This window comes from Micromonospora sp. NPDC050784, from assembly GCF_044456765.1.
Taxonomy (GTDB): domain Bacteria; phylum Actinomycetota; class Actinomycetes; order Mycobacteriales; family Micromonosporaceae; genus Micromonospora; species Micromonospora foliorum.
This window is the reverse complement of the sequence record NZ_JBITGG010000004.1, coordinates 372,132-384,105: the sequence shown is the minus strand read 5'-3', so window position 1 is coordinate 384,105 and position 11,974 is coordinate 372,132. Positions and strand designations below refer to the sequence as shown.

At 70.9% G+C, this 11,974-nt stretch carries 15 protein-coding genes; 8 read left to right on the top strand and 7 right to left on the bottom strand.

Annotated elements, in window-relative coordinates; genetic code table 11:
* The first annotated feature begins 131 nt into the window (after positions 1–131).
* Positions 132–905 (top strand): hypothetical protein, encoded by a 774-nt coding sequence (locus ACIBD9_RS08170; RefSeq protein WP_396715666.1) that lies wholly within the window; start codon positions 132–134, stop codon positions 903–905.
* 7 nt (positions 906–912) lie between these two features.
* Here the strand turns inward: ACIBD9_RS08170 and ACIBD9_RS08165 are convergent, their stop codons facing one another.
* Positions 913–2,280 (bottom strand): serine hydrolase, encoded by a 1,368-nt coding sequence (locus ACIBD9_RS08165; RefSeq protein WP_396715664.1) that lies wholly within the window; start codon positions 2,278–2,280, stop codon positions 913–915.
* A gap of 152 nt (positions 2,281–2,432) precedes the next feature.
* Here ACIBD9_RS08165 and ACIBD9_RS08160 point away from each other — a divergent pair, with 152 nt between their 5' ends.
* Complete coding sequence (locus ACIBD9_RS08160) at positions 2,433–2,717, top strand: putative quinol monooxygenase (RefSeq protein ID WP_396715662.1); 285 nt, start codon at positions 2,433–2,435, stop codon at positions 2,715–2,717.
* Between the two features lie 22 nt (positions 2,718–2,739).
* On the opposite strand, the gene ACIBD9_RS08155 is transcribed toward ACIBD9_RS08160, so the two are convergent.
* Positions 2,740–4,281 (bottom strand): gluconokinase, encoded by a 1,542-nt coding sequence (locus ACIBD9_RS08155; RefSeq protein ID WP_396715660.1) that lies wholly within the window; start codon positions 4,279–4,281, stop codon positions 2,740–2,742.
* Positions 4,282–4,452: 171 nt separating this feature from the next.
* On the opposite strand from ACIBD9_RS08155, the gene ACIBD9_RS08150 reads away from it, so the two are divergent.
* The 3 genes from ACIBD9_RS08150 to ACIBD9_RS08140 all read left to right on the top strand — a co-directional run bounded on the left by ACIBD9_RS08150 (position 4,453) and on the right by ACIBD9_RS08140 (position 7,492).
* The gene (locus ACIBD9_RS08150) at positions 4,453–5,604 is read left to right on the top strand and encodes a hypothetical protein (RefSeq protein ID WP_396715658.1); all 1,152 of its coding nucleotides are present in this window, start codon (positions 4,453–4,455) and stop codon (positions 5,602–5,604) included.
* 75 nt (positions 5,605–5,679) lie between these two features.
* A complete protein-coding gene (locus ACIBD9_RS08145; RefSeq protein ID WP_396715656.1) occupies positions 5,680–6,183 on the top strand; it encodes a hypothetical protein in 504 nt (167 codons plus the stop codon).
* Between the two features lie 94 nt (positions 6,184–6,277).
* Positions 6,278–7,492 carry a hypothetical protein gene (locus tag ACIBD9_RS08140; RefSeq protein ID WP_396715654.1) on the top strand — a complete coding sequence of 405 codons (1,215 nt, stop codon included), beginning with the start codon at positions 6,278–6,280 and terminating at the stop codon, positions 7,490–7,492.
* 43 nt (positions 7,493–7,535) lie between these two features.
* Here ACIBD9_RS08140 and ACIBD9_RS08135 read toward each other — a convergent pair whose 3' ends face one another.
* Positions 7,536–7,964 (bottom strand): VOC family protein, encoded by a 429-nt coding sequence (locus tag ACIBD9_RS08135; RefSeq protein WP_396715652.1) that lies wholly within the window; start codon positions 7,962–7,964, stop codon positions 7,536–7,538.
* A 71-nt stretch (positions 7,965–8,035) separates the two neighbouring features.
* Between ACIBD9_RS08135 and ACIBD9_RS08130 the strand changes: the two genes are divergently transcribed.
* Together ACIBD9_RS08130 and ACIBD9_RS08125 are read left to right on the top strand one after the other, a co-directional pair.
* Entirely contained in the window at positions 8,036–8,335 is a 300-nt protein-coding gene (locus ACIBD9_RS08130) for a multiprotein-bridging factor 1 family protein (protein WP_396715650.1), read from the top strand.
* Between the two features lie 83 nt (positions 8,336–8,418).
* Positions 8,419–9,183 (top strand): alpha/beta fold hydrolase, encoded by a 765-nt coding sequence (locus ACIBD9_RS08125; protein WP_396715648.1) that lies wholly within the window; start codon positions 8,419–8,421, stop codon positions 9,181–9,183.
* Positions 9,184–9,303: 120 nt separating this feature from the next.
* On the opposite strand, the gene ACIBD9_RS08120 is transcribed toward ACIBD9_RS08125, so the two are convergent.
* Together ACIBD9_RS08120 and ACIBD9_RS08115 are read right to left on the bottom strand one after the other, a co-directional pair.
* Positions 9,304–9,441, bottom strand: coding sequence for a hypothetical protein (locus tag ACIBD9_RS08120; RefSeq protein WP_396715646.1), 138 nt, complete (start codon positions 9,439–9,441; stop codon positions 9,304–9,306).
* A gap of 19 nt (positions 9,442–9,460) precedes the next feature.
* Entirely contained in the window at positions 9,461–9,745 is a 285-nt protein-coding gene (locus tag ACIBD9_RS08115; RefSeq protein ID WP_396715644.1) for a hypothetical protein, read from the bottom strand.
* Between ACIBD9_RS08115 and ACIBD9_RS08110 the strand changes: the two genes are divergently transcribed.
* Complete coding sequence (locus ACIBD9_RS08110; protein WP_396715642.1) at positions 9,722–10,147, top strand: hypothetical protein; 426 nt, start codon at positions 9,722–9,724, stop codon at positions 10,145–10,147. The genes ACIBD9_RS08115 and ACIBD9_RS08110 overlap by 24 nt on opposite strands.
* Before the next feature lie 226 nt (positions 10,148–10,373).
* On the opposite strand, the gene ACIBD9_RS08105 is transcribed toward ACIBD9_RS08110, so the two are convergent.
* Positions 10,374–11,108, bottom strand: coding sequence for a hypothetical protein (locus tag ACIBD9_RS08105; RefSeq protein WP_396715640.1), 735 nt, complete (start codon positions 11,106–11,108; stop codon positions 10,374–10,376).
* The gene (locus ACIBD9_RS08100) at positions 11,105–11,950 is read right to left on the bottom strand and encodes a hypothetical protein (RefSeq protein WP_396715638.1); all 846 of its coding nucleotides are present in this window, start codon (positions 11,948–11,950) and stop codon (positions 11,105–11,107) included. The genes ACIBD9_RS08105 and ACIBD9_RS08100 overlap by 4 nt, the downstream gene beginning before the upstream one ends.
* Positions 11,951–11,974: the final 24 nt, after the last annotated feature.

Here is an 11,974-nt window from a genome sequence, read left to right as displayed (position 1 = left end):
GGCCCCCCGCGCCCCCCCCCGGGGGGGGCGCGCCCCCCGGCCCCCCCGGGGGGGGGGCGCGGCCCCCGCCCCCGGGGGGGGGGGGGGGGGGGGCGGGGGGCCCCCCCCCCCCCCGCCCGGGGGAGATGACCGTGCAGAAACCGAAGCTGATCGCCGCTGTCGCCGTACTCGTGGTGGCGGTCGGGGCCGGGGCGTGGGCGCTGGTCGCCGCCGGTGACGACGAATCGGACGCGGGTCGCCCGGCGGCGTCGGCGAACGCGGCCGACCCGGTCGGCGTGCTGAAGGCCGCCGCCACGAAGGCCGACGAGCAGCCGTACAAGCTGACCGTCGGCACCGGCGGCGCGGACGGCGACGCCACGGTGCTGCTCTGGGACCCGACGGCGAGGCGTGGTCTGGAGACCACCTCATTGAAGGTGCCCGCCGGCGTGGTGAAGATCGAGCGGTTGACCACCGGGCCGGACGTGTACGTGCGGGTCACCGCCCCGGACCGGCGCGTCCCGGTCTGGGACGGCAAGACCTGGTGGCACGTCGGCGCCCCGGGCACCCCGGCGGCCAAGCAGGGCCTGGACAACACCCGACTGGCCAGCACGTTGGGCGCGCCGGCGGGGGTCCGGCAGACCGCCGAGCGGGAGTACGCGGGCACACTGGACCTGCGCCAAAGCGGCGCGGTGCTGGGCAGCGGCGTCGGCAGCGTGCTCGGTGACCGGGCCGGGGCGGTGCCGTTCACGGCGGCCGTCGACGAGCAGGGGCGGCTGGTCCGCTACCGCATCGAGTTGGCCAGCGAGCAGTCGCAGACCGCCCAGCTCGACCTGACGTACTCGGATTTCGGGCTGCCGGTGTCGGCGGACCCGCCGGCGGCCGACCTGGTGGGCGAGGACCCGCCGGCGAACATTCCCGGTGCCTGAGGTCGGCTCACTCCTCGACCGCTCCCTCGACCGGGGTGACCAGGAAGTCGTAGACGGTGCGGGCCATCCGCCGGACCGTCTCGTCGCCGGTGGCCATCGGTCCGGCGGTGAGGAACGCGACGGCGGTCTCGGTGCCGGGGATCAGGTAGTAGCCGACGTCGTGTGAGGCGTCCGGCAGGTCACCGGTCTTGTGGGCCACCGGCACGCCGGGTGGCAACGCCGCCGGGATCTTGGTGTTCAGGGTCTGTTCCCGCATGAACCCGATCATCAGGTCGCGGGAGGCGGGGGTGAGGATCTCGCCGTCCCAGACCGCGCCGAGCAGGGACACCACGTCGTCCGGGCTGGTGTAGTTCTCCTCGCCGCGTTGCGCGGCCGCGCTGTCGAGCATCCGGCGGGCCAGGATGGTGGAGCGTTGGTTCATCGAGTCGATCAGCGCGTTGACCGGGGCGAACCCACCCAGGTAGGTGATCAACACGTTCGCGGCCACGTTGTCGCTGTACTTGATCAGGTACTGGGCGAGCCGGTGCAGGGTGACCACCTGCGGGAACGTCTCGAACTGCAACTGACCGGTGCCGCCGACCACGTCCTCCGGGGTGACCAGCACCCCGTCGTCGAGAGCGAGCTGTCCACAGTCGACCCGACGCAGCAGCTCGACGAGGATCCACAGTTTGATGACGCTGGCCGCTTTGGGGCGCAGCGATCCGTTGACGGCGATCTGCTGGTCGCCGTAGCGGCCGGACAGGTCGCGGACGGTGACCCCGGCCGGGTTGAGGCTCGCGTCGGCGACCACCCGGGCGAGCTGCCCGCTGAGCGGGAACAGTCGGGCCCCGGCGGCCGGGTCGGTGGGTGGTTGGGGGCTGGTGACCACCACGCCGGTCAGGGTCGTCGGCGGGCGGTGCCGTTGGATCACCTCCAGCGTGCCCTCGCCGCGCCCGACCAGCGGCACCCGGTAGCGGTACGCCGTGCCTCCGACGACGACCGCCCCGCTGGCCACCCCGGCGGCGACCCGCATGGTCGGGTCGGCGACCCGGCCGGTGTCGCCGTCGCAGGCGCGGTAGCGCACGGTGTGCCCGAGCGAGTCCACCGCGAACACCCCACCGGGAAACGACAGCCAGGACACCTCGCTGGTCGGCGGGCGCTCCGGCGTCGGGTCCAACCCGGGCTCGTGGCTCTGACCGTCACCGGGCTCCACCCCGTACCCCGGCTCGGTCGTCTGCGCCGGGTCCGCGGCGGGCCCGCGGCCCGGGCCGTCCGCGGTGGCCGGCCCGGTCGTCGCGAGCACCGCGAGCGCGACCGCCGCCGCCAGCACCTTCAGGGGTGCGCGGGCAGAGTTCCCCAGCAGGGAAGATGAGCGCCTCTTGTCGCTTTTTCTCACGTTTGCACGATATGAAGCCGCGGAGGCTGGTGAGACCGGCGGGACCGGCGTCACCCGTCCGGGCGGCAATGTCCCGGCGAGCGCCATGCCCCACAGGTATAAATATGACTCACAGGTATCACGCTTCTCAGCCACGCACCCCGGGGGGACCAATGCTGATCATCGCCGGCAGCCTGCAGGTCGAACCGGGCACCCGCGAGGCGTACCTGGCCGGCTGCGAAGACGTCATGGCGCGGGCGCGCGCCACCGCCGGCTGCCTCGACTTCCTGCTGGCGGCCGATCCGTTGGAGCCCGACCGGATCCACGTCTACGAACGCTGGGAGTCCGCGGAGCAGTTGGCCGCGTTCCGTGGCTCCGGGCCGGACGACGCGCAGGAGGCGGCCATTCTCGACGCCGATGTGCGGCGCTACCTGATCGCCAGCGTGGAGGCGCCCTGACCCAACGGCGAGCCGGCACCGCTCACGTCGGTGGTAAGGGGCCGGTGGGCAGGCCGGGTGCCATCCGGCGGATCGAGGCGAAGGCGGGCGTGAGGGCCTCGTACAGCTCGGCGAAGAGCGGCAGCAGCGCCGCGTAGGTGGCGGCGGCAGCCGGGTCGGGGCGGATCGTCTCCTCGATCCGCACCAGGTCGGCGGCGACGTCGATGCTGGGGATCAGCCCGAGCGCCTCCATGCCGAGCAGCGCCGCCCCGAAGCTCGACCCCTCGTGCGCGGCCGGGAAGCTCACCGGCAGGCCGAGCACGTCGGCGAGCATCTGCCGCCACAGCCCGCTGCGGGCGAAACCGCCACCGGCCCGCACCTCGCGGACCTCGTTCCCGGCCGCGCGTACTGAGCTGAGCACCAGCGCTAGCTGCTGACAGACACCCTCCAGCGCGGCCCGCACCAGGTGCTCGCGGCGGTGTGCGTGGGTCAACCCCACGTACGCGCCGCGCGGCAGGGCGCTCCAGTGTGGTGCCCGTTCGCTGTGCAGGTACGGCAGCATGATGAGCCCACCGGAGCCGACCGGCGCGCGGGCAGCCAGGGCGACCAGATCCTCCTCGGAGTGCTCGCCCAGATCCGGGGCGAGCGCCGCACCGGCCCACTTGAGCACGATGCCGCCGTTGTTGATCGCGCCACCGACCGCCCAGCGCTGCTCGGTCAGCGCGTAGCAGAACACCCCGCCGAGCGGGTCCACGCCGGGCCGCTCGACCATCACCCGCATCGCGCCGCTGGTGCCGATCGAGCAGGCCACCATGCCGGGGTGCACCGCGCCCAGGCCCAGGTTCGCCAGTGGTCCGTCGCCCGCGCCGACCACCACCGGGGTGCGCTCCGGCAGGCCGGTCTCGGCCGCGGTCTGCGGGGTGAGGTTGGGCAGCACGGCGGTGGTGGCGACGAGTTGCGGGAGCTGTTCGTCGGTGATGCCGGCGATGCTCAGCGCCTCGCCGTCCCACTCCAGCGTGTGGATGTCGAGCAGGCCGGTGGCCGAGGCGATCGAGTGGTCGGTGACCAGCGCGCCGCAGAGCCGCAGCAGCACCCAGTCCTTGATGCCCACCCAGTGCACCACCCGCTCGAAGAGCTTCGGCTCCTGCTCGGCGAACCAGAGCAGCTTGGGCAGCGGTGACATCGGGTGCATCGGCGTGCCGGTACGCCGGTGCAGGGCCAGCCCCGACGGCACCGCCCGCAACCGCTCGGCCTGCTGGGTGGACCGCGAGTCGGCCCAGGTCACCGACGGGGTGAGTGGATTGCCGTCCCGGTCCAACCCGATCAGGCTGTGCATGGCCGAGCCGAACGACAGCCCGGCCACCGGCTGGACCAGCTCGGCCACGACCATGCTGATCGACTTGAGCACCGCTTCGAGGATGAGTTGCGGGTCCTGCTCGGCGTAGCCGGGTTGCGGGTTGTTCAGCGGGTAGCCGATCAGGTGGCTGCCGAGCTGCCGCCCGTCGGTGTCGTACGCGACGGCCTTGGTGCTGGTGGTGCCGATGTCGACCCCGATCACGACCCCGGGCAGCGTGACTGCCGGCACGAACGCCACCCCCCTCGGAGAACATGAACCGACGCAACACTATCGCCCTATCGTGTAGGTTGCTCCGCCGATCGGGTACTTCGCCCGTTTCGGCGTGTCCGACCGCCGCGCCGGACCTGTTAAACCTCGTGACACCCCCAGATTGGTGGCCAGCGCGGCGAAGGAGTCGGCGTGGCGAAGACTGATTCGACGGGTTCCACATGGCGGTACCGGTGGGCGCACCGGCAGAACGTGCGGCGGGTCAGCACGTACCGCGGCGCTGAGGCGGCGTGGCGGCGACGCGACGACGAGTTACGGCGGCTGCGCGCCCTGGCCGCCGACTTCCAGGGCTCGGCGGCCGCCGGCGCCGGCCTGGCGTTGGAGTTGGCCGCCGACGAGGTGGTGCTCTGGGCACTGCCCGCCGCGCAACTGGTCGAGGTACGGCACACCACCGTGCTGCCCGCGCCGGATCTCACGGTCGCCTCGCGAACCGGGCCGCTGCGTCCGCGCCGGCCGGACGGCGTACGCGTCACCGACGCCGGCATGGCCGTGATCACCAGCCGTCGACTCGTGCTGCTCGGCGGGCGGGGCCGGCGCGACTGGGCGTACGGCCGAATAACCGGCCTGGCCCACGACCCGGCGGCGCCGGTCACCCTGATCCAGGTGCTGGACCGGCGGCGTACCTCAGGGTTGTTGCTGCCCACCGACGCCGCGCCGGACTTCCGGTTCAAGCTCACGCTGGCCTTCGCCGACGCGATCGAACAGCGCCCCGCGGTGGTCGCCCAACTCGACGAGCAGATCGCCGAGCACGCCCAGCTCAAGCCGTTCCGGCCGGCCGCGGCCACCCCCGGGCAGGCCCGGCTGTCGTCGTTCGTGCCCGGGGGCCGCAGGACCCTCGCGGTGGCGGCAGCCATCGCGCTGCTGGTGCCGGCGGCGCTGATCGAGTCCGACCCGTCCGACCCGACCGGCGGCGCGGAGGTCGCCGTCGCCGCCACCCCGGCGCCCACCGCCAGCGCGAAGCCCGCGCTGATCCGCCCGGCCGGCCCGGCGCTCGCGCTGAAGCCCCCGCCGCCGAAGTCGACAACGTCACCACGCCCGTCGCCCAGCGCGACCCCGGGCCCGCGCTGCGGAGCGCCGGAGAACCCCCTGGGGTACGACTTCTGCGGCGGCACGCGTATCCGCAAGCCGGCCGCCGAGGTGTGCGACTGGTTCGACTGCGTACCGCAGTTCTGGGCGGGACGCGGTTACCTCGTGCAGTGCCGCGACGGCTCGGTGAGCCTGACCGGCGGCCGGTCCAACGCCTGCGCCGAACACCGAGGCGTGCGGCGGACCGTCACCAAGTGACCGATTCAGGGGTTAAAGTCCGCTTCGGTCGGCGAGAATGATCGAGTGGAGATCCGGTCTGACGATGGCGCTCGGGTGCGGATACGCCCCGTCGGCTACCAGCCCGGCATCGACCCGCCCGACGACCCCGACCGGGCCACACCCGGCTGGCACGACTGGCTGCTCATCGAGGTGGACGCCCGCACCGCCGACGGCCAGACCTGGTCACACCACTACCCGAGCCTCATGGTCGAGGAGGCCCGCGCGCTCGGCGGCTGGCTGCACGGGCAGGCCACCGCGGCCCTCGGGCTGAGCGCGCCACCGGCGATGGTCCGCTTCACCGAACCCAACCTGGCCCTGCGCAGCCGGGTGTTGCGCCGCCGCCGGCTGGAGCTGATCGTGGAGTTCTCCGCCGAGTCGCTGCCACCGTGGATGCGCCGCCCGTCCACAGCGATCTACCCGCTGATCCTCACCGTCTCCGCGGACGCCCTCGCCACCGCCGCCGAGCACTGGGCGGAGCACTGCGAGGCGTATCCACCGCGTACCCGGTCGCGGTTCCCGACCCAGGGTCCGCAGCCGTACCGACGGCGAGCCGGCTGATCACCTGCAACTCTCTCCTTCCGGGCACAAGCGGACACATCGATCCCGGTCGCGTTGCCTGTCACGTACGTGAGCGGTTGTACCGCGTGTGACCGTGACCTCTGTGGCCTGCGCCCCCTGGCGGATCGCCTGGGCCGAGCGCGAGAACGAGCGCCGACAGCACGCGTACCGCGACGCCACCGACGCCTGGCGGCACCGCGACGACCACCTGGCCCGGCTCCGCATCGAAGCCGCCAGCTTCCTCGGGTGTACGCAGCCCCGCGCCGGCCTACCGGTGAAGCTCGACGACGACGAACTCGTCTTCCGGGTCCTCCCTCGCGCTCAGCTCGTCGAGGCCGAGGCGCGGCACATCCCCGGGCTGCCCAGGCCGGGCGGCTTCTGTTCCTTCGCTGAGACTTCTTCCCAGGCGCTGCCGGCGGGCCTGCGTCTCGTCGCCACCGGCATGGCCGTCGTGACCAGCCACCGGGTGCTCTTCGGTGGCGGAGAGCACCGGCGCGAGTGGCGGTATGCCGATCTGGTCGGCCCCGCTCACCACCCCGACGTCCCGGTCACCCTGCTGCCCGACCGCGGTCGACTGCAGGGGCTGCTGGTCCCGGCCAGTGCCGTGGTGAACTTCCGCTTCTATCTCACACTCGCGGCTGCCGACGATCGCGCTGCCGTCATCGCGCAGGTCGACGCGTTGCTGGCCGCGCACCGGGCCGCCCGGCCTGCGCCCGTTGTGTTGGTCGACCCCGACGACGCACCGCTGACGGCGGTACGCCCTGACCGGCGGGCGCTCGGCGCCGCCGCCGTCGCGGCCGTGGTGTTCGTGACGCTCGGCCCGGGTGCGCTGGGTCCTGGCGCGTGGGGTCCTCGCGGGCCGGTGCCCTCGACGGAGATCGTCGCTATGGACGTGCCGAGGGCCGGGGCGCTCCTCGTTCCGATCGGTCCCGTCGGGCCGGTGGCACCCAGGTCGCGGGTCGGCTCGGCCGACAGTGCCGTGTGGAGCGCGCCGTACGCCCCGGCTGTCTGGCCATCGGCGGCCTCCACAGTGGTGGAACCTGCTGTCGTGGTGGCCCTGCCGCCGGCCGCTGCGCCGTCCGTCGCCCCCGCCCCGTCGGCCAGTTCGGTACCGACACCTGGCCCGGTCCCCACCACGGACCCGCCCGCGTCAGCCCTGCCGACACCGCCCGTCGCGTCGCTCACGCCGACGCCGGCCGCGACTCCGAGCGTGACGCCGTCACCGGATCCGGGGCTGCTGGCGATCTGCCTGGATCCTCTTCAGCTGCCGCTGCTGGACCCGCTGCTCTGCCCGTCCCCGGCGCCCTGAACTGCGTCTTCTTTCCTGCGCGGCTCAGTTCGTGACTGAAGCCTCAGTCCATGGCGCTGAAGTCGGGGACGGTGAGGGTGCCGTCCTCCGCGAGGGTGAAGCCGGGGTTCCAGGCGATCTCCCAGAGATGGCCGTCCGGGTCGGCGAAGTAGCCGGCGTAGCCGCCGTAGAAGGTTTCCCGGGCCGGCTTGGTCACCGTGGCACCGGCGGCTGCTGCCGTGGCGATCACCTCGTCGACCTCGGCCCGGGAGCGGACGTTCTGGGCGAGGGTCATCGCGCCGGTGCCCGGGCCTTCGATGCCCGCGTCGTCGGCGAGCTTGTCGCGGCTCCAGAGGACGAGGGCCAGGCCGCCGGCCTGGAAGAAGACCGTCTCCTCGACCTCCTGGCCCTGCCAGCCGAGCTGCTCGTAGAACGCTTTGGCACGGGCTACGTCCGCGACGCCCAGAGTGATCAGACTGATCCGCTGCTCCATGCCCTCAACCTAACGCCAGGCGCACTCTCGCACTCCTCAGCTCATAGCATTGATGCTATGAGGGTGGAGCGATGAGTGATCGTCTGGACTGGAACGACCTGCGTGAGCGCCGGATGGCGGAGCCGGGAGCGGCCGAGACGTACGAGGCCAGCCGGATCGCCTTCGAGCTTGGGCAGGAGGTGCGCCACCTGCGGGAAGGGCACGGCTGGAGTCAGAGCCAGTTGGCCCAAGCCGCCGGTATGACTCAGTCCGCAGTTGCCCGCTTCGAGGCAGGCGGGACCGTGCCGACCCTGCCGGTCCTGGAGCGGCTAGCCAGAGTTTTGGGCAGGCGACTGGACGTCAGGTTCACGCCGAACGCGGACGCAGCCTGACTGCCTCCGGCGCCTACCGCGATCAGCGGCAGAACGTCTTTGCGAAACGGCGTCCGGCGGTCGTTGATCTAGGATTCCAGGTCATGCGGGAGTTCATCACGGTTGGTGGTCGGAGGCTTTCGTATCTGGACTTTGGCGGTCCGGGTAACCCGCTCCTGGCTTTGCACGGGCACTACAACGAAGCGTCGGCTTTCGCGCCGCTGGCGAAGGCGTTGGCACCGCAATGGCGGGTGATCGCGCTCGACCAGCGTGGGCATGGAGAGTCCGACCGTGCCGACAGCTATGAGCGGGACGACTACGTTGCCGACGTCGCCGCGCTCCACCAGCATCTGAAGATTGGCCCCGCCGCGGTGCTGGGTCACTCACTGGGCGGGGTGAACGCCTACCAGTACGCCAGCCGCCACGCGGACCGGGTCACCGCGCTGATCGTCGAGGACATCGGCGCGGTGGTGGACTGCGACTGGTCGTTCACCACAAGCCTCGCTCGCCGCGCGCCAACCCGCGACGCACTGGCCTCGGCCCTGGGTGTGGCGGCGCCCTATCTGGAGTGCTCCTTCCGGCAGTCGGAAGACGGCTGGGGCTTCTCGTTCGACATCGATGACACGGTGGCGTCCCAGAAAGCGCTCAACGGCGAGCATTGGACGGACTGGGTAGCGGTGTCCTGCCCCACCCTTCTGATCCGCGGTACGCGCAGCGACGAGCTGGCGGCCGATCACGCTCGCGAGATGATCGCCCGTCGCCCCGGTCAGGCCCGGCTCGTCGAGCTGCCAGCAGGTCACGTTGTGCATCAGGATGCTCAAGCGCAGTTCGCCGCTGCGGTCAGCGCCTTCCTGTCCGAGCTCGACTGAGCCAGGTCAGTTCGGCCCTGCCTCGTGAGCTGTGGCAACCTTGGGCTGGCGCCTCGGCGCCAGCCCGGAGCAGCGTTCGCGCTACCGCAACGCCAGCACGGCCAGGTAGCCGAGGTGGTCCTAGGCCGACCGGCCGTCGGGGGTCTGCCGCTCGGTGCCGAAGATGAGGCTCGACACGGGTACGAGCGCCCCCCGGAACAGGACCATGTCGATGCGGTGCTCGACGGCACCCTCGGGTTGGCTCAGGTCGTCGCCCAAGCCCGCGGTGTAGCCGGGTTCACTGCAGCACATTCTCCACCGGAGCCAGGACGTGCTCCTCGCGTGCGGAGAAGGTCGGCAGGTTGTCTCCCTTGACGTGGTCGAAGTGGGTGAACAGGAGATGAAGCTTCATCGCGTTGCCCGAGACCGCGATGCCCTTCAGCGCCGCCACCGGAGCCGCCTGCATCGGCTGCGCCGCGTTGTCGACGAGCAGCACGGCATCGACCGTCTTGAGCTGAACGGCGACGCGGGTCGACAGCGTGGCAACCGACTTCGGGGTGTGGCCGAGACCCTCGCCGTCCACCAGGACGAGCTTCGTCGACCGCGAGCCCCACTCCGGCGCGAAGGGACCGCTGACCCGGATCCCGTTGACCAGCGGTGTGAGCAGGCGGCCGAACAGTGGCGCGTAGTTGCTGGAGAACCTGGTGACGTACTTGATGAACGTCGTTCTGTCGTCGGTACTCCACGACCAGCTGACCGGCTAACCCTGCCGGATCCGCCGCAGGACGCCGACATCCAGTGTCGAGAACCGCTTCTCGATCTCGTCGACCAGGGAATCCACGATGCTGTGGAACTCGTCGGACTGCCGCAACTCGGTATCGAGGTTCTCCTCGATGTACTCCGCGACGACCCGCTCGTCCTCCTCGCTGGCGTCGAACTCCTCGCGGAAGCGGGTAGCCGTTCAATAGGCCACTTCTCCGATTGACCGTTGATGGCCGTCGACTTCGCGTCGGCGGCCACCAGCCTTTGGCAATACGCCGGCGGGAGGCCTTGCCCTGACCCGGCTGCGGCGGCGGCCAGCACCGGCGCGGCCAACGGAGCAGTCTTGACGCCATGCTTGCCTGCGAGACAGCAGCAGATCGGGGGTCGGCCCTGCTCAGGCCACGCCTCGCGCGACCGCCTTTCGTCGCCGCAAAGTCTGGAGTTCCCGTTCAGGCTTGTCCGGCACGCTCGGCGGCGTCCACAATGAGCCCGTCCAGTTCGGAGTCGGAAAGGGCATCGAGTATCCGCGGACCGGTCGCGTACGTGACGCCGACGTAGAGATCGCGGGCCCACTGCGAGCGAGCGGTCGTACCGTCGTAGGCCTGAACCGCGACAGCGAGCCTCCTGATCAGTCGACGATTGCGTGCCAGCGACGTGCGCTCGAATAACCCGACGAGTTCGTCCTCGCCGAGGGGCCGGTCACTGGAGTGCATTAGGTCACCGAGAACGTCCTCGCGCATCCACGTCCGCCTTAGGGCATTACGGGGTGTACCGATGAGGCGATCGACATGGAGGGTCGGGAAGCGCACGACAGCCACGTCTGGCAGGACGACGAGGCTGAGGAAGCTCCAGGTACCAGCGTGTGCGGCGTCAGCCGGAAGTATGTCCAGTTCCTGGTGGAGCACCCGCCCCAGTTGCAGGTCGTAGGCAGCAGAATCCCTCCGTGGAACCTCACCGTCCGCCAGCCACGGCTTGAGGCGTTCACAGACCGCCCGGCGAACGTCGGCGATCTGGTCGGGGTCGCGAACCCTCCCGCCTGTGGCCACCGGCGCCGCGTGCGGGTGAAGGACATCGGACAACACGGCGACCGCCTCCAACCCGCCGGTGGTCCAAGCCTCGGCAATCTCGGCGACTCGTGCGCGGGCAATCGCAAGGGGCAGCCGAGGATATACGTATCGGTTCATGCCACGATTCCGGTGAGCGGCTCCAGACGGTCGTGCAGCAGAACGTCGAATTCAGCAGGATCGTCAACGTACAGCCGCGCCGCGCTTCTGAGGCTCCGGCCCAGGTACAGGCGGCACATCGTGTGCAGGACTTGGCCCACCGAACCCTCCTCGTATTCATGGCCAGCCGGTCCTTCCAGGGCATGTTGCGCGGCGCGAGCGACGAGTAGACGGATGACATCGGCCTTGATCAACCGCTCGATCCTGGGATCGGGGGGCGTGGCGAGGATCAGTTGCCCCACGGGATGTTCGGTGTTGATCAGGAGCCGTACGGAGCCCATGAAGGCTCCCGAAAGGTCCTCGTTGATGGTCAGCACCGTCCAAGGCGCCCTAGCGAGCCGTACCTCCGAAAAGGCGACGGACTCCGTGGGGAACCGACGAGTAGCACCCTCCAATTGCACTACGAACCGGTCCGAAGAGTGCAGGCGGGATCCCCGTTGGTAGGCCACCCGGTCGGTACGTCCCTCGGCGTCGCGAACCAAGACCAGGTGCGCCGAGAGCTGCACGTGTCCGGCGAGCTGCCCTGGCGGCAGATGGAGCCGGATGTCGACGGGGCAGCCATCGGAACACGTGGCAAGGTCGGCGGTCGCAACGATCCGTTGCTGGGTGTCGGGGCAGTCACCGAGGATAAGGATCTCAATATCCTCGATGCTCTCCAGGCCGCTGCTGGCAAGTGCCGCCGAGGCATCCACACTGGCCGAGATGCCGACTGTCACGTCGCTGGCGTAGTCCCAGCCGGTCAGCACGGACGGCAGCAGCGCGCGGTCACCGTCACGTTCGATCCACCAGCTGTGCCATGTCACGGCCCCTGACGCCACCTGCCGGTG

Bases quoted from the DNA above. Each gene is read 5' to 3' on its own strand.
- ACIBD9_RS08160 (WP_396715662.1), top strand. From the start codon at position 2,433: ATGCTGATCATCGCCGGCAGCCTGCAGGTCGAACCGGGCACCCGCGAG.
- ACIBD9_RS08135 (WP_396715652.1), bottom strand. From the start codon at position 7,964: ATGGAGCAGCGGATCAGTCTGATCACTCTGGGCGTCGCGGACGTAGCC.
- ACIBD9_RS08130 (WP_396715650.1), top strand. From the start codon at position 8,036: ATGAGTGATCGTCTGGACTGGAACGACCTGCGTGAGCGCCGGATGGCG.
- ACIBD9_RS08125 (WP_396715648.1), top strand. From the start codon at position 8,419: ATGCGGGAGTTCATCACGGTTGGTGGTCGGAGGCTTTCGTATCTGGAC.
- ACIBD9_RS08105 (WP_396715640.1), bottom strand. From the start codon at position 11,108: ATGAACCGATACGTATATCCTCGGCTGCCCCTTGCGATTGCCCGCGCA.